The sequence below is a fragment of the Sphingobium sp. TB-6 genome (assembly GCF_012927365.1).
Classification (GTDB): Bacteria; Pseudomonadota; Alphaproteobacteria; order Sphingomonadales; family Sphingomonadaceae; genus Sphingobium.
Genome location: NZ_JABBGL010000003.1, coordinates 224,622 through 244,416, shown reverse-complemented (window position 1 = coordinate 244,416; position 19,795 = coordinate 224,622). Strand labels below are relative to the sequence as shown.

Genomic DNA, 19,795 nt, shown 5'->3' with positions numbered 1-19,795 from the left:
CAATGGCGCATGAGGCGCTGGATGCGGTCGACGAACTGGTGCGGCGGGCGCTGGCGGAGCGCGGTGACCGGCTGCTGGTGATCGGGCTGTGCGGGGCGCAGGGCAGCGGCAAATCGACCCTGGCGGACGGATTGCGGACGCGGCTCGCGCAGGACGGGGTTCCAGCGGCGATCCTCTCGATCGACGATCTGTATCGTACGCGGGCGGAGCGGGAGGCTCTGGCCAGGGCCGTGCATCCGCTACTGCGCACGCGGGGGGTGCCGGGGACGCATGACGTGGCGTTGGGATTGCAGGTGATCGAAGCGCTGGAGCGCGGCGAGGCGGCGTTGTTGCCGCGCTTTGACAAGGCGTCGGATGACCGCTTGCCAGAGGCGCGGTGGGAACGGGCGGCGGCGGGGACGCGGCTCCTGTTGCTGGAAGGCTGGTGCGTGGGTGCGCGACCTCAGGAGGCATCGGAGCTTGCGGCGCCGGTCAATGCCCTGGAGCGGGAAGAGGATGCGGACGGTGTCTGGCGCGCTTTTGTGAATCGGGCGTTGGCGGGCGATTATCAGACCCTGTTCGGGCGGCTCGACCGGCTGGTGATGCTGGCCGCGCCGGGCTTCGAGGTGGTACGGCGCTGGCGAACCCAGCAGGAGCATGGTCTGCGAAAGGCGGCGGCGGGTGGCATGTCCGATGCGGAAGTGGCGCGCTTCATCCAGCATTATGAGCGGCTGACCCGGCATATGCTGGTGGAGATGCCGGGCCGGGCGGACTTGGCGATCGCGCTCGACGCGGCGCGGCGGGTGACGGGGATCGGCGGCACGCGAGTCTGACGAAGCTCCGTGCGGCGGCCGGTCAATCCATGCCGAGGGACTTGACCCAGAATTGCATGGGATGGCTGGTTTCGGTGGGCTCGCCCAGATCTTTCCAATCAAAATGGCCGACCAGCCCCTCAGCCGGGGCATAGCCGCGGGCCCGCCAGAAGGGATCGAGCGGCGCATAGCCGGTGGGGCGGGCCAGGTGATCCGGTGGACGGACGACAGCGCAGAAGCTGGTCATGGCGAAACCCAGTTCCCGTGCCTTGGCTTCGCGCCGGTCGAAAAAGGCGTGGCCGATGCCGCGCCCTCGCCAGTCGGGCAGCAGCACCGATTCGCCAAAATAATAGATTTGGCCGATGTCCATGCCGCATGTCCGAAAGGGGGCGGCGAATTCGGCGGCATGGTCGGCCATGGGAGCGGCAGTGGCGGCGCCGACCAGCCGATTGCCCGCAAAAGCGCCGGCGATCAGCGCGCCCGGGCTGTTCGCATAGGCGGTGAGATAATCGCGCTCATAAGCGCGGCCAGCAGGGCCGCGCCCGTCAGATCCTCGACCCGAACGGGGTCGCCGGTCAGCTTTTACTTGCCCGTGGCGGCTTTGGCGGCGGGAGCCTCGGCCACGTTGGACGCAGCGGCATTGCCGCCCTCCACCGCTGCGGCATTGTCGCCGGCAGCAGCCGGAGCCGCATCGGCGGCGGGCAGCGGCAGGTTCGAACCCTGGGTGTTCAGCCAGGCGATCAGATTCGCGCGATCGGCAGGATTGCCCAGGCCCGCGAAGGTCATCTTGGTGCCAGCCGCGAATTCACGCGGGGAAGTCAGCCAGTGATCCAGGCTCTCGAAAGTCCAGTTGCCGCCCTTGCTCTTGAGCGCTTCGGAGAAGGCGAAGCCGGCCTTGCCCTGGCCGATCGGTTCCCCGACCGTGGCATAAAGGTTCGGGCCGATGCCGTTGGCGCCGCCCTGGTTGACGGTGTGGCAGGCCGCGCACTTGGCGAATATCTTTTCGCCCGCCGCGACATCCGCGCTGGCGAGCAGGGTGTTGAGGCCGGGACCGCTCGCCGCGCCGCCCGTGCCTTCCGCCTCGACGCCTTCGATGGCGTAGCCCAATTTCTCGGGCCGTTCCTCATGGAAGAATTTGGAACTGACGATGGCACCGCCCAATGCGATGATACCCGCGAACAAAGCCCAACCGGCAGCGGTGTTGAAACGATCGCCCATTCGCTCGAATTCCCCTGGATTTCTATTCTGGCCGCTGGTTGTCGCGTCCCCTCTAGCGCGCTGCCATAATGGCGCAAGTGCGAACGCGCAAGCGGGGTTGAGAGGGATCGCGCACGCTTTTTCATGGCTTTGCATCCAGACAGGATGCTTGCGCGGGCACGATGAAGCGAATAAGCGCGCTAGCGCCCATGGAAAATTATCCCGCCCCCGCCCGCGATCTGGTCGCGGACCTCGCCGCAAAGGCCGCCGTCGATCCCGCGCGCGCGGTCGCCTTTCAGGGCGCGCCGGGCGCCAATTCGCATCTCGCCGCGCTGGATTATGCGCCCGATTGCGTGCCCCTGCCCTGCTTTGCGTTCGAGGATGCGATCGATGCGGTGCGGGAAGGACGTGCGGCGCGGGCGATCATTCCGATCGAGAACAGCCTGCATGGGCGCGTGGCCGACATGCATTTCCTGCTGCCCGAATCCGGGCTGCACATCATCGACGAATATTTCCTGCGCATCCGGCACTGCCTGATGGCGGCCGATATCGCGCCGGTGACGAGCGCGGTCAGCCATCCGCAGGCGCTGGGCCAGTGCCGCCATTATCTGCGCGAGCGGGGCATTCAGCCGGTTTCCTATGCCGATACGGCGGGCGCGGCGGCGCTGGTCGCGGAAACCAGAGTGGCGGGCGAAGGCGCGATCGCGCCCTATCTGGCGGCGGAACTCTATGGCCTGCGCCTGGTGGCGGAGAATATCGAGGATAGCGACGACAATATGACGCGCTTCCTGGTCCTCTCGCGCGAGCCGAAAATGCCGGCGGCAGGGGTTGGCCCGGTTATGACCACCTTCCTGTTCGAGGTGAAGAATATTCCGGCCGCGCTCTACAAGGCGATGGGCGGCTTTGCCACCAACGGCGTCAACATGACCAAGCTGGAAAGCTATCAGCGGGGCGCGAGCTTCGCCGCGACGGAATTCTATTGCGACATCGAGGGGATGCCGGGCGATCCGGCGATCGACCGGGCGCTGGCGGAGTTGGAATTCCATACCAAATGGGTGCGGATACTCGGCAGCTATCGGCAGGCGCGCCCCCGCACCTGAAGCCTGTGGGTGACGGCGGGCTTCGGACTGCCTAAGGTCAGCGCCATGCCTGCCACCATCTTTCTGTCCACCCTGGCCATGAGCATGATCGTGGGCGTGCGCTATTTGCTGGCCAGCGGGGCTTTCGCGCTGGCGACCCGCTATCGCAAGCCGGGCCTTTATGCCGGGCTGCACCAGCAGATCCGGCGGGAAATCACCTGGTCGCTGGCGTCCGCGCTGATCTATGGCGTGCCTGCGGGCGTGGTCGCCTGGGGTTGGCAGGCGCATGGCTGGACGCGGGTCTATACCGACGTTCACGCCTTACCGCTCTGGTATCTGCCGCTGTCCGTGCTGCTCTATCTCGCCGCGCATGACGCCTGGTTCTACTGGACGCATCGCTGGATGCACCGGCCCCGGCCGTTCCGGATCGCCCATGCCGTGCATCATGCCAGCCGCCCGCCGACGGCCTGGGCCGCGATGAGCTTCCACCCCTGGGAAGCGCTGACCGGCGCGGTCGTGATCCCGGCGCTGCTGTTCCTGATTCCGATCCATGTGGCCGCGCTGGGCGTGGTGTTGACGATCATGACCGTGATGGGCGTCAGCAACCATATGGGGTGGGAAATGTTTCCCCATTGGATGGTGCAGGGTCCAGCCGGGCGCTGGCTGATCACCGCCAGTCATCATCAGCGGCATCATGAGCAATATGCGTGCAATTATGGGCTCTATTTCCGCTTCTGGGACCGGCTGTGCGGGACCGACAGGGGATTGGGCAGCTTCGAGGAGGCGACGTGAGAATCAAGGCAGGGTTGACGATCGTCGCGGCGGCAATGATGGCGGGCGCCGCTCCCCCCGACCAGGCGCAGCCGCTCAGCTTGGACGTGCGGGGCTTGCGATCGGTCAAGGGCGATTTCCTGATCTGCGTCACGCGGCAGGCAGCGCATTTTCCCGATTGCCGCGACGATCCCGAGGGACGGCATTTCACCGTGCCGGTGACGTCCGGCGCCATCGCGCTGGGGCGGATGGAGCCGGGAACCTATGCCATTGCCATCATTCACGACGAAAATGGCAATGGGAAGCTGGACACCTTCGCAGGCATTCCGCGTGAAGGGGTCGGTTTTTCGCGCAATCCGGCGATCCGTTTCGGCGCGCCCAGCTTCCGCTCTGCGCAGTTCGCCATGGCGGGGACTGCGGTGCGGCAGGATATAAAGGTCAAATATTTCCTTTAGGGCGAGGCAAATATGCGCTGATTTTGGCCGATCATGCCGACTCGACCATCATTTCCTTCGCCGGATCGAGGCCCGGCCGATCGGCGCGATCGGCACCGGCCACGCCTTCCAATCTCCCTTGTTCCTATGGGGTGACGCCCCACATAAGGCGCTGTATGAGAGCGGCTTGGCAACCGCGTTTGCAGCAGGAGATAAGTGAAGTGGCGACCCTTGGACTGAGCGAGGCCGACAAGGCATCGGTGGAAACATTCCGCCGCGATGTGGTGGAGCCGTCGCGCACCAGCCTGGTGATCGTCGATTTCTGGGCCGAATGGTGCGGGCCGTGCAAGCAGCTCGCCCCGGTGATCGAGAAGGTCTGCGCCGATTATGCGGCAAAGGGCGTCAAGCTGGTCAAGATCAACGTCGATGAGGACAAGTTCATCGCCGCGCAGTTCCGTGTCCAATCGATCCCGACCGTCTATGCGGTGTTCCAGGGCCAGCCGGTAGCCGACCTCAGCCAGGCGCGGACAGAGGGGCAGTTCAAGCAGTATCTCGACCAGTTGCTGGGCCAGTTGCCGATCGAATCGGATGAGAAGGCGCAGCTTCAGGAAATCGCGCCGTTGATCGCCATGGGCGAGGAGTTGCTGACGGGCGGCGAAGCGGAGCGGGCGCTGTCGGTGTTCCAGCAGGTCGCGCAAATGGTGCCGGACAATGCCGATGTCGCTTCGGGCGAGGCGCGGGCGCTGGTGGCGCTGGGGCAGTGGGACGAGGCGGAAGCGGTTTTGGCGGCTCTCCCCGCCGATATCGCCAAGGATCAGGCGGTGGAGCGAGCCCGCGCCGCGATCGCCCTGGCACGAGACGCCAGGCCGGTGGCGGACCTGTCGGGCGTGGAGGCGAAGGTGGCGGCCGATCCCGACGATCATGAAGCGCGCTTCGAACTGGCCAATGGCTTGATGGCCAATGGCGACCGCGACCGGGCGGCGGAAGAATTGCTGGAACTGGTGCGGCGCGACCGGGCATGGAATGACGGCGCGGCGCGGGCGCAGTTGCTCAAGCTCTTCGAGGCGACCGGGCTGGAAGACCCCTGGGTCGCGGGGCAGCGGCGCAAGCTTTCCCAGATACTCTTCTCCTGATCGGCGCAGGGTCATGTCGCGCATCTCGATCTTTCCCCTGCCCGGCGCGCTGCTGCTGCCGGGCATGGAACTGCCGCTGCATATTTTCGAGCCGCGCTATCAAGCGATGATTCATGACGCCATGGCCCGCGACCGGCGCATCGGCATGATCCAGCCGCGCGAGGAAGGCGTGAAGCCGGCCTTGTTCGATGTAGGCTGCCTGGGCCATATCACCCATATCGAGGCGCTGGAGGGCGGACGCTACAATATCCTGCTGAAGGGGCTGGCGCGCTTTCGGGTGGTGCGGGAACTGGACGTGCCCACCGCCTTTCGCCAGATCGAGGCGGATGTGGAGCCGATCGGGCAAGAGGATGAAATCCTCTCTGCCGTCGAGCGGGCGGCGCTGGAGCAGGAATCGCGGCGCTTTGCCGATGCGCTGGGCTATGTGGTGGACTGGACGGCGGTGTCGCGGCTGGACGACATGGCGTTGGTGAATGGGATTGCGCAGATCGTGCCCTTCGATCCGGCGGCCAAGCAGACCTTGCTGGAAGCGGACACTCTGAACGAGCGGGCGGACCGGATCATCCAGCTCATGCAGATCGTCGGGCGGATCGAGCGCAACGGCGGAGCGACGATGCAATGAGCGAGGCGCCCGATCCGGCGCTGCTCGCCAAGCTGGTGTGCCCGGTAACGCGCACGCCGCTGCGTTGGGATGCGGAACGGAGCGAGCTGGTGTCGAAGGCCGCGGGGCTGGCCTTTCCGGTGCGGGATGGCGTGCCGGTGCTGGTGGTGCGCGAGGCGCGGGCTATCGGCGGTTGATTCGGGCTGGAAATGCCCGGGTTGAGCAGATGGTGGCCCATATTCCACCTCACAATTCTTCGCTGTCCCGCAACCCTTATGCGATCAGGCGTCGGCCCAGCGCCGCAGCAGATTGTGATAGACGCCCGTCAGACGGATGACCTGCGCATTATCATGCCCCAGATCGACCGCCAGTTGTTGGATGCTGCTGTCGAGATCGAACAGCATCTGCCGTGCCGCATCGTCCCGCACCATGGACTGAAGCCAGAAGAAGCTCGCCACCCGCCGCCCGCGCGTCACCGGCTCCACCCGATGCAGCGAGGATGACGGATAGAGCACCGCATGCCCGGCGGCCAGCTTCACCTGCTGTACGCCGAAATTGGTCTCGACCGTCAGCTCGCCGCCGTCATAGCTGTCCGGCTCCTCCAGAAAGACGGTGATCGACAGGTCCGAGCGCACGCGAAAGCCGGTCCCGGACTGAATCCGCACCGCATTGTCGACATGGGTGCCGAAGGCCTGTCCGCCCGCATAGCTGTTGAACAAGGGCGGAAAGACCTTGAGCGGCAAGGCGGCGGCAATGAACAAGGGCGAGCGGCCCAGCGCATCCAGCACGATCTGTCCCGCCTGCTTCGCTTCAGCGCAGTCTTCGGGCAATTGCAGATTGCGCTTGGCCAAGGCCGATTGATGCCCGGAGGTGACGTTGCCGTCGACCCACTGCGCCGCGTCGATCAGCGCCCGGACGCGTCCTACGGTATCGGCATCCAGCAGCTCGGGAATGACGGTCAGCATGTCGGCAACTCCTGTTCCAGCAGGGCAGCCAGACCCGCCTGCCGCGCTATCTCATCGGACGAATGGCGCAGATAGTCGGCCGCCTTGGCCATGAAGGCGGGCGTAGCCGTCTCCCGCACCCGGCCAAGCCAGCGCAGCGCCTCTTCCATCGCGCCATCCTCGGCCAGCAGCCGGGCGAGATTGAACTGACCGCGAAAATCCCCGCCCTCGGCAGCGATACGATAATGGCGCAGCGCCTCGGCCCGGTCGACCGCGACCGCCCAGCCGTCCTCGTGAAAGCTGCCGATATAATTGGCCGCCTTGGCCCCGATCAGCCCCGGATCAAGCGCCGCCCGCCGAAACCAGTCCAGCGCCGTCTCGTACTCCTCCACCAAAGCGAGGCGGGTCGCATAATTATACATGGCCTCGGCCAGCCCCTGCCCGGCGGCGACGCGATAACATTCGGTGGCGCGATCCAGATCGATGGCGATGCCCCAGCCCAGCTCATAACAACGCCCGACCATGTTGAGCGCGAACATGTCATGGCTGGCCGCCGCCCGGTTGAACCAGCCGAAGGCCGCGCGCGGATCGGCGGGCAGTTCGGTCCCGTCCAGCAGCATCTGCCCCAGCAGCAGTTGCGCCTGGGCGACGCCACCCTCCGCCGCCACGCGGATCAATGCGGCGCGATCCGCCCCCGGCTCCGCCAGCCGCGCGGCAAGTGCCTCGGCACTCATCGCGCTCAGATCGGCCAGCGAAGGCGGGGACGCTTGCGCCATCAATATTTGACGCTGAGCGTCGCGAAGGCCGACCGCCCTGCTGCCATCGTCGCATAATGGTTGGAGAAGGCCTGGCTGAAATAGAGTTTGTCCGTCAAGTTCTGGACATTGACGCTGAGGCTTACCTTGTCGTTGAACTCATAGCTGGCGCGGGCGTCGAAGCGCCAGTAGCTCGGCACCGACCGGGCGATGATCCTGCTCGCGGGGCTGACCGTCACCGCGCCTGAACTGTCCTGCGTGGCCTTCCGGTCGTCGGCATAGCCGCCGAACACGCGGCTCATGTAGAAGGCGCCGCCGCCGATGTTGAGCTTGGGCAGCACTTCCACATTGGTCCAGAGCGAGAAGCTGTGCTTGGCGGTCTGCGGGAACTGGCGGCCGGTGTTGACGGATTCCACCAGCACCGTCTTGGTCGTCGGCTGCCCCGGAACAGCGGCCGCCGTCAGCGCGGTGAAACCGCCGTCGACAATCTTGGCGTCCATATAGGTATAGCCGCCGAAGACGCTCCACTTGGGCAGGATTTCGCCGTTGAAGCCCAGTTCCACGCCCTTGATCCGGCGCTCACCGACGAACTCGACCGTATTGTTCGGGCCAGTGACGCGAGCGTTCTTCGTCTCGGTCCGGAACAGCGCGACGTTCAGCGACAGGCGGGAGTTGAACAGATCCGCCTTGGCGCCGACCTCGTAGCTTTTGGTCCGCTCGGTCTTGAGCGCGTCGACGCCCGCCGCATTGTTGACCGTGCCGAAGCTGTTGCCTTCCTGCCCCTCGCCCACCAGGCTGTTCGGCGGCGTAGCGGCGGTGGAATAGGAGGCGTAGATGCTGGTGTTCGGTGTCGGCTTGGCCACCAGCCCCGCCTGCCAGTTCCAGATATCGTCCTCCCGCGTCAGGCGGAAGCTCTGGGTCGCCGCGATCGGCTGACCGGGCAGGACCGAGGATTTGAAGCTGTCGAAGCGCAGGCCGAGATTGGCGATCAGCCAGGGCGTCAGCGTGATCGAATCGAACAGATAGGCCGATTGCGTATCGGCGTCGGTCTGCGTTTCCGCGATTGGCAGAGTCCTGGAGATCGCCGCCGGAACCGGGGAGGTTTCATTGGCATAGTTGACCCAGGGATCGGCCGGATTGGGCGCGAACAGGCTGGTGCAATTATAGCGCAACTGGGCTGCGGCGGAACAACGGGTGGAGGCGCCCTGAGTCCCTCCGGTCGTCAGCGCCTCGCTCCCCACATTATTGCCGCTGGTGTTGAGCAGGCCGCGGGTGACATAGGAACCGCGCCGCGCCTTTTCCCAGGAAAATTCGACGCCGGCGGCGAAGCTGTGCTCGATGCCGCCAGTGTTGAACTTGCCGAACAGGTCGGTCTGGTTGGTCAGCGTATCGACATAGCCGTAGCGGCTGTTGGCGCGGCGCCACACCAGGCCGTTATTATAGACATTGCCCAGGCTGTCGTCGGGCTGGGTATAGATATAGGCCTGGTTGTTGTGGCTGTAGCGCACCGTGTTGCGCAGCGTCACGCCGCCGAAATCATGTTGGGCGCGAACCGTGAACTGGTCCGTCTTGCTCTTGCGGAAATCGCGGTTCTCAAGGCCGTAGAAAGTGTCGCGGCCGACATGGCCTGTGGTGCCGTTGGCCAGCGTCACATCCCCAATCGCCGGTTCCGAAAAGGTGAAGCCGGTCGGCGCGTTGCAGGTCGTGGTCGAGCAGACATAAGTATAGGGAATGCCGCTGTCGGGCAGCTCGTCCGTATCGAGATGATACCAGGACAGGGTGAGCTGCGTCGGAGAGTTCATCCCGATGGTGAGCGAAGGCGCCACGCCCCAGCGCTTCTGCCAGATGGCGTCGCGACCGGCCACGTCCTGATCGTGCCACATGCCCGCCACGCGGAAGGCGACCGAGTCGGTCAGCTTGTAATTGATGTCCGCCGTGATCCGCTTGTAGTCGGCGGTGCCGTAGGACAGGTCCATGCTGGCGAAATCGCGGTCGCGGGGCAGCTTGGTAATGATGTTGAGCGACCCGCCCGCGCTGCCGCGCCCGCCCAGCGAGCTGTCGGAGCCGCGCACCACCTGGATCTGCTCGATCGCGAAGGTTTCCCGCGACTGAGCGGAGGTATCGCGCACGCCGTCGACATAGGTGCTGCCCTGGCTGTCGAAGCCGCGGATGAAAGGACGGTCCCCGATCGGATTGCCGCCCTCCGCCGCGCCGAAGGTGATGCCCGGCACGGTGCGCAGCGCCTCCACCAGCGTGGCCGATCCGGTATCCTTGATCACATTTTCGCTGACGATCGCGATCGACCGGGGCGTGTTGATCAGGGGCGCGGTCGCCTTGGGCGAGATGATTTCCTGATTATAGCGGCCATTGACGATGATCTGACCTGCATTCGTCTGCTGATCGGCCGCAGCGTCGTCAGCCTTGTCGATCGCCAAGGCGGGACTCGATGCAAAGGCTCCGACGCAGCCCAGCGCCAGAAAGGCGGGCGCCACGCGGCGGCGGTTATCGGATTGCATGACGGATAGTCCCCTTTTTCTGCCTTCTTTTGGGAGGGCAGTTATTGAGACGCGTTCTCAGAGTCAAACACTATTGAGAAACAAAAGCAGAATAGGGTGGGAAGGCCGCCCCTCTCCTACCCCGCTTCGCTGCGCAGAATGAAGGGGATTTCGACTACTCCTTTGACGCGAACGGCCTGCCCGTCGCGCATCACAGGCTTCCAGCGCCAGCCGCGCACCGCGTCACGGGCCGCATGGTCGAGTCGGGGGAAGCCGCTGCTCTGCGCGATGCCGAGGCTGTCCACCGCGCCATCGACCCCCAGCGTCAGGGCGAGAACGACCGTGCCCTGCTCGCGCTTGCGGCGGCTTTCGATCGGATAGCGGGGCGGCCTGCCCGCGACCATCTGCGTGCCGAGGTCGCCGCCCTGAACGATGCCGGTGCCTGGCGATGCGACCGGTGGAGCGGGCGGAGCAGCGATCGCCACAGGGGGAGCCGGTGGCGCAGGGGGCAAGGCGTCCGGCGTCGTCACCACGGTCGGAGCGGGCGGCACAGGTACCTGGACCAGTGGCGGCGGCGCGACGACCTGCGGTGGGGACGGCGGTGGTGACGTATCGGCTGCCGGTGGAGGGGGCAGCGGTGGCAACAGGTTCACGACCGACAAGCGCGTTTCCCGCACGCGCTGCACATGATGCCGGGCCTGGATCAGCGCGGCGATCAGGACGGCATGGAGCAGCGCGATCAGGATGACCGCCGGCACATTTATCCCGCTCCGCGCTCCATAACGGGCGGGCGGCACGTTGGGCTGGACAGCCGCGCTGGAAACGAGGGCCAAGCTTGCCGGTGGCGAGATAAACAGGTCATCCGCCGCCTCAAATCCATCCGCTACGCGAAGCATGCCAGATTCCCTTTGAGCCGTGCGGGCGAGAGGCCCGCTCATAACGATAAATCTAATACGAATCAATCGCATCATTGAAAAGGGACCGGACGGGTGGCGACCCGAGGAGGAGAGGAGTGCATCGCCACCCGCCCGTTTCCCCCGGCAAGGGACAAGTGCCGGGGGTATGAGGCTTGATCAGAACATATAGTTGAGGCTGAACACCGCCGACCGGGTCGGGGCCGGCTGCGCCCAGCTATTGCCGGTGTTGTTGCGCACGGTCGTCACATATTTCTCATTGGTGAAGTTCTGCACATTCACCTGCGCCTTCAGATTCTCCGTGATCGGATAGGAGGCCATGAAGCGGTGAATGGTGTAGCTCGGCACCCGATAGCCGACATAGCCGTTGGCGACCAACTGGGCGAGCGTCGGCTGGTTGAGCAGGAAGCTGCCCTGATAGGTCAGGCCATAGCCCAGTTCCAGACCGAAACCGAAGCGATAGGTGGTGAACAGGCTGCCCGAATGCTTGGGCGTATTGGTGAGCGAATAGCCCGCCGTCGGATCGGGGAAGGCGGCGCTGTTGGCGCAGGTGCCTGCCGCCGGATCGGTCGCGCCGGGATGGGCAAGGCAATAGTCTGAAACGCCCTGCTTGATCCTGCTCTTGAGGTACATGTAGTTGGCGGAGATCGTCCAGTTGCTGGTGATGTTGCCCGACGCGCCGAAGGACACGCCCTCCACCCGCTGGAAGCCGTCCGTCGCCTGATCGGGCAGGGTCGGATCGCCTGACACCACCTTGATCTGGTCGCGGTCGTTCCGGAACAGGGCCAGCGTCAGCAACAGCTTCTTGTCGAACAGGTCCGCCTTGGCGCCGATCTCGTAATTCTTCGTCGTTTCCGGCCTGACGTTGCAGGTGCCGCTCCCGCCCGACGCGTTGTCCGCCGTGCAGCTCCCGTCGACGGAAGACTTGGAGGGCAGCTTGCTGTTGCCATAGGCGACATAGAGGCTGGTGTTCGGCGTCGGCTTCACGACCGCGCCGATACGGAAGGAGAAGAGATTGTCCTCCACCTTCAGATAGGTGGGATTGGTCGCTCCGGCGGCGGGCGGCGACAACTGGCCCAGCGTGGCGCCCGGCGCGGTCACATAGCTGAAGGTCCGGTTGAAACCCTTCACCTTCTCGTAGCGCAGACCGCCGTTGATTTCGAACCAGTCGGTGAACTTCAGCGTGTCGAACAGATAGGCGGCGTAGCTGGTCTGCTCACCGACATTATGCGTGCCGAGGATGAAGTTGACGGGACCGACATAAGCGTTGCTGCCATAGACGCGCGCCAGGCCGCTGGTGGCGGCCGGGCCGACGATGCCCGAAGACGGATCGGCTATGTTGACGAGCGGAAGGTAGAAGCCAAGGCTGCTCCCGGCGCCGTAGGTCGGAGTGGCGGTGCCGTTGCCGCTGGCCGGTGCGCTGAACGGCGCGGCATAGGGATCGAAACCGTTGGCGGTACGGCCAAGGCTGCCCTGCAACTGATCGTAGCGCTCCCACAAGGCCGAGCCGCCGACGACCAGCGTATGGCCAATGCCGCCGGTATCGAAATCGGCGCTTAGGTCGATCTGGTTATAGGCCGTCTCATTGGTGATGAAGCGCTGGTTGCCGCGACCGCCGGTCGGGACATAATAACCGACCGGAATGGTGAGCGTCTGGCCTATGGCGGTCGATCCGACGCGCAGCGTGCAGGCGCCGCCGGTATCCGGGTTGAAGCCGCCCGCCGTGCCGTTGTCGAGGCAGAAGACGCCGTTCGGCTGGCTCGTGACCGTGTCCTGGCGGATATGTTCGTAACGCGTCAGGTTGCGGATCTTGACCGTGTCGCTGAAGGCATGGCTGAAGATCGCCTGCAGCGACTTCGTCTTGCTGTCCTGATGGTCGAGATTGGCGAAGCCATAATAGCCCGACCGATCGAAGTCCTTGACGATGCCGCCCAGCGCCGGGAAGTAGCGAATGCCATATTGCGGCATTGCCTTGTCATCCAGATATTCGCCCTGGAGCGTCAGGCTGGTCGGCCCGTCGATACCAATGGTGATGGCGGGCGCGATGCCCCAGCGTTCATAATCCTCGACATCGCGGCCCGGCACGTCGTTCCTGTGGTAGACGGCGTTCAGGCGCACTGCGATCAGATCATTGACCCGTTTGTTGGCGTCGATCGTCGCGCGATAATAATTATCGGTGCCGATGCCTGCATTCAATATGGTCTGATCATCGGCCAGCGGACGCTTCGTCACCAGATTGATCGTGCCCGCGACCGAACCACCGCCGTTCATGACCGAATTGGCGCCGTTGGTGACTTCGACCTGCTCGATATTATAGACTTCATTGCGGTTCAGGAACGCGCCGGAGCGCACGCCGTCAACCGTGACGTCGTTCTTGGCGTCCTGGCCGCGCAGGATGATGCGGTCGCCATAGCCGAAGCCGCCCTCACCCGCGCCGAAGGTGATGCCCGGCACAGTCGACAACACTTCGCGCAGCGTCAGCAGATTCTGCTGCTGGATCGTTTCCTTGCCGATCACCGTGATGGTCTGCGGCGTGTCGAGCAGCGGGCGGGTATATTTGGGCGACTCCGCCTTCTCGACCTTGATCGATGACTCGTCGATCGCCGTGTCGGTGACCGTCATCCCGCCGAGCTTGGCGCCCCGCGCGCCGTCCTGCGTAGCATTTTGCGCATGGGCGGTGGAGGCGAAGGCCATCGCGCCGACGCAACTCAGCGCCAGGAAGGAAGGACGTGACATTGCTTTGGACATGAAAACAGAACCCCTTTTTGAACCTTGGGGATCCTGCTATTGCGACTCGTTCGCATAGTCAATGCTATTGCGAATAATTATTATATTATGGCTGCATATTATCCCTGAAAAGCCAGCATCTTATCGCGCTCGCCAGATTGGGGGGATCGGCCGCCGCCATGCGCGCGACGTCGATGCGCGCGATCAGCGCATTGACAGGCAAGCCCTCGCGCGCGGCGACCGCACGGAGGGCTTGCCAGAATATCGGTTCAAGACTGATCGCGGTCTGATGGCCCGCAATGGTCACGCTGCGCTTGACCGGCGGAGCGAAGGGCGATCCCGCCAACGCCGAGGCGTCATCGGAAGCGCCCCCTTCCTCCATCAGTACATGTGCTGGCCGCCGTTGATCGACAGCGTGCTGCCGGTCACAAAGCCGCCATCCTCGCTGCAGAAGAAGGCGACGCCGCGCGCGATTTCATCGGCATGGCCCAGACGGCCTACCGGAATCTTGGCGACGATCTTTTCCAGCACAGCCGGAGGAACGGCCGCGACCATGTCAGTGTCGATATAGCCGGGCGCGATCGCATTGACGGTAACGCCATATTTCGCGCCTTCCTGGGCCAGCGCCTTGGTGAAACCATGAATGCCGGATTTGGCGGCGGCATAATTGACCTGGCCATATTGGCCCGCCTGCCCGTTGATTGATCCGATATTGACGAAACGGCCCCAGCCGCGCCCGCGCATCCCCTCAAAGGTCGCCTTCGCCATGTTGAAGCAACCGCCCAGATTGATGCGCATCACTTCGTTCCAGTCATCGAAGCTCATCTTCGCCAGCACGCCGTCCCGCGTGATGCCCGCATTGTTGACGACGACATCGATCGGGCCGAGCGCTTCGGCCACATGCGCGCAGCCGTCCAGGCAGGCCTGGTGATCGCCCACATCCCATTTGAAGGATGCTATGCCCGTCTTGTCCGAAAAGGCCTGCGCCTTGGCATCATTGCCCGCATAATTGGCAGCGACCGTGAACCCCATCTCCCTGAGCGCCAGGCTGATCGCCTCGCCAATTCCACGCGTTCCGCCCGTGACGACTGCAACCTTGCTCATAGTGGCTCTCCTCAGCAAAAAATGACGGGACGAAACTTACCTCTCCAACCAACCAGCCAGTTCGCGACGGGCCAGATTCTCATATAGGTTCATAGCGTCCGGAGACGCGTTCAAACAACTCAAATGGACAAAATTATTACCACCGAAAGAGATAAAATCCTCTTTGCCGCGCAGGGCGATTTCCTCTAGGGTTTCCAGGCAATCCGCCGAGAATCCGGGGGTCAGGACAGCAACATTTCCGACACCTTCGGAGGGGAGCTGACGCAGCACCGCATCGGTCGCCGGACCCAGCCATTTCGCACGACCGAAACGCGATTGAAACGTGACCCGCACCTCCCGTCCCAGAGCCTCGCCCAGCAGCCGCGCACTCTCGACGCACTGGTCGCGATAGGGGTCGCCCAATTGCCGCGTCCGTTCCGGCATGCCGTGGAAACTGGCGATCAGCAGGTCCGGCGCGAAATCGAGCGCGGCGAGTTGCGCCTGCGTCGATGCGCGCAGAGCCTCGATATAAGCGGGATCGGCGTAATAAGGCGGCAGGGTGCGGACCGCCGGCTGCGCCCGCATCTTCGCCAGCGCCGCATAAGCGGCATCGAATGCGGTGGCCGTCGTCGCCGCGCAATATTGGGGATAAAGCGGCGCCAGCAGGATGCGGTCGCACCCCGCCGCGATCATCGCCGCCAGCCGGGTGTCGATCGCCGGATTGCCGTAGCGCATGGCCCAATCGACCATCACGGCGGCCCCCATCCGGTCTTGCAACGCGCGGGCCGTATCGCGGGTGTAGACGGCGAGCGGCGATCCCTCCTCCATCCACACCTGGCGATAGGCATGGGCGGATTTCTTCGGCCGGGTCAACAGGATCGGGCCGCGCAATATCGGCTGCCAAAGCAGTTGCGGGATCTCCACCACCCGTGGGTCGGACAGAAATTCGGCCAGATAACGCCGCACTGATGCGGGGTCAGGCCCGTCGGGCGTGCCGAGATTGATGACGAGGATACCGATCCTGCCCATGGCCTTCACCCTTCCATCAACAGGGGCAGGGTGCGGTACCGTTGCCCGGTGGTGGTGAACAGCGCATTGGCGACCGCCGGAGCCACCAGCGGCACGCCCAGATCGGTCAGTCCGGCGGGCGGCGCGGTGCTGCGGATCAGTTCCACGGTCACTTCCCCGACATCCCCCAGACGTGGCAAACCCATGCGGCCCAATATCGCCCGCGTGGGCATGCCCTTCGCATAGGGCACGGACGCCCCCATGGCGAGCGCCAAGCCATGGATCAGGCCGCTTTCGATCTGCTGCCGGGCGATGTCGGGATTGACCTGCTCCCCACCATCGACGGCGGCGACGATCCGCCCGACCTGCAACTTGCCTTCGATGATGCCCGCCTCCACCATGATCGCAATGAAGGCGCCGTTCATGACATGCGCCGCCAGCCCCTGCCCGCTCCCGACGATACCGCCCTGCCAGCCGCCCATGGCGCCGACGGTGGTCAGGCAATGCGCCAGCCTAGGATTGCCGCCCAGCATCTGGATGCGGAAGGACATGGCCTCCATCTGCGCCTGATGCGCCAGCTCGTCCATGAAACTTTCGGTGAAGAAGGCGCCGTGCAGATGCGCGTTGCCCCGCGCAAAACCCAGCGGCAGGCCGACATCGGCGGGAAAATGATCGACTGCCCAATTGGGCACCGCATAGGGCAGTTCCATGCCCGCCACCGCCAGCCGGGTCGAAACGTCCGAAGATTCCGCGCTGGCTTCATGCGGCAGCTTGCCATGAGCGATGCGCGCCCAGCTCTGGCTCATGGCGCAGGGCGCCGCGATCTTCGCGGACCACCCTTCGATCGCGCCGTTGCGGCCAAGCTTCCCTGCCATGCGCGCATGGGCGGGGGCGCTGGGGCGATCCTGAATCACATCCTCCAGCCGCGACCAGAGCAATTGCACCGGCCGCCCCATGTCGCGGGAAAGAAGCGCCGCCTGCACGCCCGCCTCGAAATCCATCCGGCGGCCATAGCCCCCACCCGCATGCAGCGGATAGAGCGTCACCGCCTCCGCCGACAGGCCCAGCGCCTTGGCGATGGCGGCGCGGGCCAAGCCGGGCGCCTGGGTCGCCATCCACACTTCCGCGCCGTCGTCACTGATCCGCGCCGTGGCGCACATGGGCTCCAGCGCCAGATGCAGACCCGGACCCACCCGATATTCGCTGGCAAGGATGGTCGCATCCTCGAACAGCGGCTTCAAATCCCCGCGCGCATAAAGCCGCTCCCCGGAGGAACCGGCAAAGGCCTGCTCCAGCGCCGCCTCGATCCCGGCGCTGTCCACCGGACTGCCGGATAGTTCAAACACCGGATCGGCCAGGTCCAGCGCCTTGTTCGCCGCCCACCAGTTGCTGGCCACCGCCGCCACCCAGCGTTCCTGCCGGACCAGCTTCAGGAAGCCGGTGACGGATTTCGCCGCGCCCTCATTGACGCTTTTCAGCACGGCGTCCCCGATCGGCCCCTGCCGGATCGAGGCGAAGACCATGTCGGGCAGGCGGACGTCGGCGGCGAAATTATGGCTGCCGTCAATCTTGGACGGGGTGTCGAGCCGCGGCAGTTCCTGCCCCGCCAGCCGATCCACATCGCCCTGACGGAAGGGCAATATGTCGGGCAGGTCGAAGGTCGCTGCGTCCTCCACCACCTCGCCCAGCTTCAGCCTGCGCTGCCCGCCGTCGGAGATGATGCCGTTCTGGATGTCGCAGCTTTCCCACGCCACGTCCCAGCGCGCCGCCGCCGCCTTGCACAGCAGCACCCGCGCAGCCGCGCCCGCTTCCTGATAGGCCTGGTGGAACATCGGGATCGAGGTGCCCGCCCCGGTCAGCATCAATGCGCGCCGGGTCGCATATTGATCGATGGCCCAGTCGCCCGCTTCGCCCGCCAGCCGGCTCCAGTCATTGGCCAGCCATTCACGCGCCAGCAGGCTATTGGCGTAAAGCGGGCTGACCGGCGCGCTCTGCACCCCCACGGTGCGCCAGTCCGCGCCAAGCTCGTCGGCCAGAATCTGCGGCAGCAGGGTGCTGACCCCCTGTCCCATCTCCGTCTGCGGCACGATGACGATGACCTGCCCGGACCGGTCGATCTTGAGGAAGGCGTTGAAGGCGGTTTCGCCCGGCGCGGTGTTGAGATTGGGGCGATAAGCTCGCGGCCACACCGCCCATGCCAGCAGCAGCCCCGCCGTCGCGCCCCCGCCGATCAGCAGCGTGCGCCGGTTCAAACCCTTTTCCGTCTGCTGACCCTGCTTCCGCGGTGCGCGCCCCATAAGTCCGCTGATAAAGAGGCTTGCAAGCTCTGGAAAGCCCTATTGCGCGTCGACCGGCTGGAGCTGGAGACGGCGTATCTCGATCACCGGACAACGGTCCATCACCACCTTGAGCCCGGCGGCCTCGGCACGGGCTGCCGCGGCTTCATCGATCACAGCGAGCTGCATCCATACCGCCTTGGCGCCAGTGGCTATGGCATCGTCAACCGCGTCCCCAGCGGCCTCGCTGCGGCGGAAGATGTCGACCATGTCGATCGGCACGCCGACGTCGGACAGTCTCGCCCAGACGAACTCGCCATGGACATGCTCGCCCGCGATCTGGGGATTGACCGGCAGGACGCGATAGCCGTGGCCCTGCAAGGTTTTCATCACGCCATAGCTCGGCCGGTCCGGCCGATCGGAAATACCGACCAGCGCTATGGTGCGAGTTTCGTTCAACAGATCGGCAATGTCCTGCGCGGCGGTAAGTGGCATCGGCCAGTCTCCTCGATATCCTTCCGACATGGGAAGGACGCGGGAGGGACGCAAGCCGTTCCCTTTAAATGAAGGACTTTGGGATGGGTCTTGGGTTGGTTTTAGAAGCCACCCCTCTTCAGCCAGTCCGCCACCTTGTCCGCGATCGCGCGGAAGGCGGCGCCATGCACATCGTCCCCCGCCGCCGGAGGATCGCCCGCATCGGAGCGGCGGCGAATGTCGATGGCGAGCGGAATGCGTCCCAGGAAAGGCATCCCCATCTCCCCGGCCGCTGCCTCCGCGCCGCCTTGACCGAAGGGATCGGACGACTCCCCGCAATGGGGGCAGACATAGCCCGCCATATTCTCGACCAGCCCGATCATCGGCACATGGGTCTGCTCGAACAGGCTGACGGCGCGGGTCGCGTCGATCAGCGCCAGATCCTGCGGCGTCGAGACGATGACGGCCCCGGCAGGCTTATGCTTCTGCACCATCGACAACTGCACGTCGCCGGTGCCCGGCGGCATGTCGACGATCAGCACCTCCGCATTGCCCCAGTCCGCCTCGATCAACTGGGCGAGCGCGTTGCCCGCCATCGGCCCGCGCCAGGCCAGCGCTTTGCCCGGCTCGACCAGATGTCCCATGGACAGCATCGGAATACCCAGCGGGCTTTGCACCGGGATGAGCTGCTTGTCCTTAGCCTGCGGCTTCCTGTCCTCGCTCGCCATCAGCCGCGCCTGCGAAGGGCCGTAAATATCGGCGTCTACCAGCCCGACCCTGACGCCCAGCCGCTGGAGCGCAACGGCCAGATTAGCCGACAGCGTCGATTTGCCCACCCCGCCCTTGCCGGAAGCGACGGCGATGATCTTCAGCGGCTTGCGCTCTGCCGTCATGGCGATGCGCACGTCGCTCACGCCCGGCACGGTCAGCGCGCCCTCGCGGATCGCGGCGGCCACGGCGTCGCGCTGATCGGACGACAGGCCCGCCACGTCCAGCGCCAGCGTCATAATCCCGTCCTTCAACCGCGGCGCGCTGGCGCGCCCTTCAGTCAGCGTTTTCAGGCGGGCGGCGAAATCTTCAAGCTCGGTCATAGGAGCGCCATCTAATGGCTTT

At 64.9% G+C, this 19,795-nt stretch carries 19 protein-coding genes and 1 pseudogene; 7 read left to right on the top strand and 13 right to left on the bottom strand.

Translation table 11 applies throughout. The annotated features are described in order from the left end of the window. Nucleotides 1-2 precede the first annotated feature (2 nt). Nucleotides 3-812 carry a kinase gene (locus HHL26_RS06455; RefSeq protein WP_066559808.1) on the top strand — a complete coding sequence of 270 codons (810 nt, stop codon included), beginning with the start codon at nucleotides 3-5 and terminating at the stop codon, nucleotides 810-812. 22 nt (nucleotides 813-834) lie between these two features. On the opposite strand, the pseudogene HHL26_RS06450 reads toward HHL26_RS06455, so the two are convergent. Beyond that, nucleotides 835-1,284: pseudogene (locus HHL26_RS06450) on the bottom strand (GNAT family N-acetyltransferase); the annotation flags it as partial. 89 nt (nucleotides 1,285-1,373) lie between these two features. Then, nucleotides 1,374-2,009 carry a cytochrome c family protein gene (locus tag HHL26_RS06445; protein ID WP_066559810.1) on the bottom strand — a complete coding sequence of 212 codons (636 nt, stop codon included), beginning with the start codon at nucleotides 2,007-2,009 and terminating at the stop codon, nucleotides 1,374-1,376. Between the two features lie 188 nt (nucleotides 2,010-2,197). Here HHL26_RS06445 and HHL26_RS06440 point away from each other — a divergent pair, with 188 nt between their 5' ends. The 6 genes from HHL26_RS06440 (at nucleotide 2,198) to HHL26_RS06415 (ending at nucleotide 6,203) form a co-directional block, all read left to right on the top strand. Next, nucleotides 2,198-3,088, top strand: a complete 891-nt coding sequence (locus tag HHL26_RS06440) for a prephenate dehydratase (RefSeq protein ID WP_066559813.1) — start codon at nucleotides 2,198-2,200, stop codon at nucleotides 3,086-3,088. 45 nt (nucleotides 3,089-3,133) lie between these two features. Beyond that, nucleotides 3,134-3,859, top strand: a complete 726-nt coding sequence (locus HHL26_RS06435) for a sterol desaturase family protein (protein ID WP_066561946.1) — start codon at nucleotides 3,134-3,136, stop codon at nucleotides 3,857-3,859. A gap of 38 nt (nucleotides 3,860-3,897) precedes the next feature. Continuing rightward, nucleotides 3,898-4,293, top strand: a complete 396-nt coding sequence (locus HHL26_RS06430) for a DUF2141 domain-containing protein (RefSeq protein ID WP_176392234.1) — start codon at nucleotides 3,898-3,900, stop codon at nucleotides 4,291-4,293. A 200-nt stretch (nucleotides 4,294-4,493) separates the two neighbouring features. Then, nucleotides 4,494-5,405, top strand: coding sequence for a tetratricopeptide repeat protein (locus HHL26_RS06425; protein WP_066559816.1), 912 nt, complete (start codon nucleotides 4,494-4,496; stop codon nucleotides 5,403-5,405). Between the two features lie 13 nt (nucleotides 5,406-5,418). Continuing rightward, nucleotides 5,419-6,027 carry an LON peptidase substrate-binding domain-containing protein gene (locus HHL26_RS06420; RefSeq protein ID WP_066559818.1) on the top strand — a complete coding sequence of 203 codons (609 nt, stop codon included), beginning with the start codon at nucleotides 5,419-5,421 and terminating at the stop codon, nucleotides 6,025-6,027. After that, the gene (locus HHL26_RS06415) at nucleotides 6,024-6,203 is read left to right on the top strand and encodes a Trm112 family protein (RefSeq protein ID WP_066559820.1); all 180 of its coding nucleotides are present in this window, start codon (nucleotides 6,024-6,026) and stop codon (nucleotides 6,201-6,203) included. The genes HHL26_RS06420 and HHL26_RS06415 overlap by 4 nt, the downstream gene beginning before the upstream one ends. Before the next feature lie 84 nt (nucleotides 6,204-6,287). On the opposite strand, the gene HHL26_RS06410 is transcribed toward HHL26_RS06415, so the two are convergent. The 11 genes from HHL26_RS06410 to HHL26_RS06360 all read right to left on the bottom strand — a co-directional run bounded on the left by HHL26_RS06410 (nucleotide 6,288) and on the right by HHL26_RS06360 (nucleotide 19,773). Further along, nucleotides 6,288-6,971 carry a Fe2+-dependent dioxygenase gene (locus tag HHL26_RS06410; RefSeq protein WP_066559823.1) on the bottom strand — a complete coding sequence of 228 codons (684 nt, stop codon included), beginning with the start codon at nucleotides 6,969-6,971 and terminating at the stop codon, nucleotides 6,288-6,290. Further along, complete coding sequence (locus tag HHL26_RS06405; RefSeq protein WP_066559826.1) at nucleotides 6,965-7,726, bottom strand: tetratricopeptide repeat protein; 762 nt, start codon at nucleotides 7,724-7,726, stop codon at nucleotides 6,965-6,967. The genes HHL26_RS06410 and HHL26_RS06405 overlap by 7 nt, the downstream gene beginning before the upstream one ends. Further along, entirely contained in the window at nucleotides 7,726-10,221 is a 2,496-nt protein-coding gene (locus HHL26_RS06400; protein WP_066559828.1) for a TonB-dependent receptor, read from the bottom strand. Before HHL26_RS06400 ends, HHL26_RS06405 begins: the two co-directional genes overlap by 1 nt. 116 nt (nucleotides 10,222-10,337) lie before the next feature. Beyond that, nucleotides 10,338-11,096, bottom strand: a complete 759-nt coding sequence (locus HHL26_RS06395; protein ID WP_066559830.1) for an energy transducer TonB — start codon at nucleotides 11,094-11,096, stop codon at nucleotides 10,338-10,340. 177 nt (nucleotides 11,097-11,273) lie between these two features. Further along, nucleotides 11,274-13,862, bottom strand: a complete 2,589-nt coding sequence (locus HHL26_RS06390) for a TonB-dependent receptor (RefSeq protein WP_066559832.1) — start codon at nucleotides 13,860-13,862, stop codon at nucleotides 11,274-11,276. An 85-nt stretch (nucleotides 13,863-13,947) separates the two neighbouring features. Continuing rightward, nucleotides 13,948-14,223, bottom strand: coding sequence for a ribbon-helix-helix domain-containing protein (locus tag HHL26_RS06385; protein WP_066559835.1), 276 nt, complete (start codon nucleotides 14,221-14,223; stop codon nucleotides 13,948-13,950). Continuing rightward, nucleotides 14,223-14,945 (bottom strand): acetoacetyl-CoA reductase, encoded by a 723-nt coding sequence (phbB, locus tag HHL26_RS06380; protein ID WP_066559837.1) that lies wholly within the window; start codon nucleotides 14,943-14,945, stop codon nucleotides 14,223-14,225. Before phbB ends, HHL26_RS06385 begins: the two co-directional genes overlap by 1 nt. A 36-nt stretch (nucleotides 14,946-14,981) precedes the next feature. After that, complete coding sequence (gene hemH, locus HHL26_RS06375) at nucleotides 14,982-15,953, bottom strand: ferrochelatase (protein ID WP_066559840.1); 972 nt, start codon at nucleotides 15,951-15,953, stop codon at nucleotides 14,982-14,984. A 5-nt stretch (nucleotides 15,954-15,958) separates the two neighbouring features. Continuing rightward, nucleotides 15,959-18,229: a molybdopterin cofactor-binding domain-containing protein gene (locus HHL26_RS06370; RefSeq protein WP_066559842.1), complete on the bottom strand. Its 2,271-nt coding sequence runs from the start codon at nucleotides 18,227-18,229 to the stop codon at nucleotides 15,959-15,961. Nucleotides 18,230-18,268: 39 nt separating this feature from the next. Next, a complete protein-coding gene (locus tag HHL26_RS06365; RefSeq protein ID WP_066559844.1) occupies nucleotides 18,269-18,703 on the bottom strand; it encodes a CoA-binding protein in 435 nt (144 codons plus the stop codon). Nucleotides 18,704-18,804: 101 nt separating this feature from the next. Beyond that, complete coding sequence (locus HHL26_RS06360; RefSeq protein ID WP_066559846.1) at nucleotides 18,805-19,773, bottom strand: Mrp/NBP35 family ATP-binding protein; 969 nt, start codon at nucleotides 19,771-19,773, stop codon at nucleotides 18,805-18,807. Nucleotides 19,774-19,795: the final 22 nt, after the last annotated feature.

Excerpts from the sequence above, each read along its gene's own strand:
- HHL26_RS06440 (WP_066559813.1), top strand. The coding sequence starts at position 2,198 with ATGGAAAATTATCCCGCCCCCGCCCGCGATCTGGTCGCGGACCTCGCC.
- HHL26_RS06385 (WP_066559835.1), bottom strand. The coding sequence starts at position 14,223 with ATGGAGGAAGGGGGCGCTTCCGATGACGCCTCGGCGTTGGCGGGATCG.
- HHL26_RS06430 (WP_176392234.1), top strand. The coding sequence starts at position 3,898 with ATGGCGGGCGCCGCTCCCCCCGACCAGGCGCAGCCGCTCAGCTTGGAC.
- HHL26_RS06420 (WP_066559818.1), top strand. The coding sequence starts at position 5,419 with ATGTCGCGCATCTCGATCTTTCCCCTGCCCGGCGCGCTGCTGCTGCCG.
- hemH (WP_066559840.1), bottom strand. The coding sequence starts at position 15,953 with ATGGGCAGGATCGGTATCCTCGTCATCAATCTCGGCACGCCCGACGGG.
- HHL26_RS06390 (WP_066559832.1), bottom strand. The coding sequence starts at position 13,862 with ATGTCCAAAGCAATGTCACGTCCTTCCTTCCTGGCGCTGAGTTGCGTC.
- HHL26_RS06435 (WP_066561946.1), top strand. The coding sequence starts at position 3,134 with ATGCCTGCCACCATCTTTCTGTCCACCCTGGCCATGAGCATGATCGTG.
- HHL26_RS06360 (WP_066559846.1), bottom strand. The coding sequence starts at position 19,773 with ATGACCGAGCTTGAAGATTTCGCCGCCCGCCTGAAAACGCTGACTGAA.
- HHL26_RS06405 (WP_066559826.1), bottom strand. The coding sequence starts at position 7,726 with ATGGCGCAAGCGTCCCCGCCTTCGCTGGCCGATCTGAGCGCGATGAGT.
- HHL26_RS06455 (WP_066559808.1), top strand. The coding sequence starts at position 3 with ATGGCGCATGAGGCGCTGGATGCGGTCGACGAACTGGTGCGGCGGGCG.
- HHL26_RS06365 (WP_066559844.1), bottom strand. The coding sequence starts at position 18,703 with ATGCCACTTACCGCCGCGCAGGACATTGCCGATCTGTTGAACGAAACT.
- HHL26_RS06415 (WP_066559820.1), top strand. The coding sequence starts at position 6,024 with ATGAGCGAGGCGCCCGATCCGGCGCTGCTCGCCAAGCTGGTGTGCCCG.
- HHL26_RS06395 (WP_066559830.1), bottom strand. The coding sequence starts at position 11,096 with ATGCTTCGCGTAGCGGATGGATTTGAGGCGGCGGATGACCTGTTTATC.
- HHL26_RS06445 (WP_066559810.1), bottom strand. The coding sequence starts at position 2,009 with ATGGGCGATCGTTTCAACACCGCTGCCGGTTGGGCTTTGTTCGCGGGT.
- HHL26_RS06410 (WP_066559823.1), bottom strand. The coding sequence starts at position 6,971 with ATGCTGACCGTCATTCCCGAGCTGCTGGATGCCGATACCGTAGGACGC.
- phbB (WP_066559837.1), bottom strand. The coding sequence starts at position 14,945 with ATGAGCAAGGTTGCAGTCGTCACGGGCGGAACGCGTGGAATTGGCGAG.
- HHL26_RS06400 (WP_066559828.1), bottom strand. The coding sequence starts at position 10,221 with ATGCAATCCGATAACCGCCGCCGCGTGGCGCCCGCCTTTCTGGCGCTG.
- HHL26_RS06370 (WP_066559842.1), bottom strand. The coding sequence starts at position 18,229 with ATGGGGCGCGCACCGCGGAAGCAGGGTCAGCAGACGGAAAAGGGTTTG.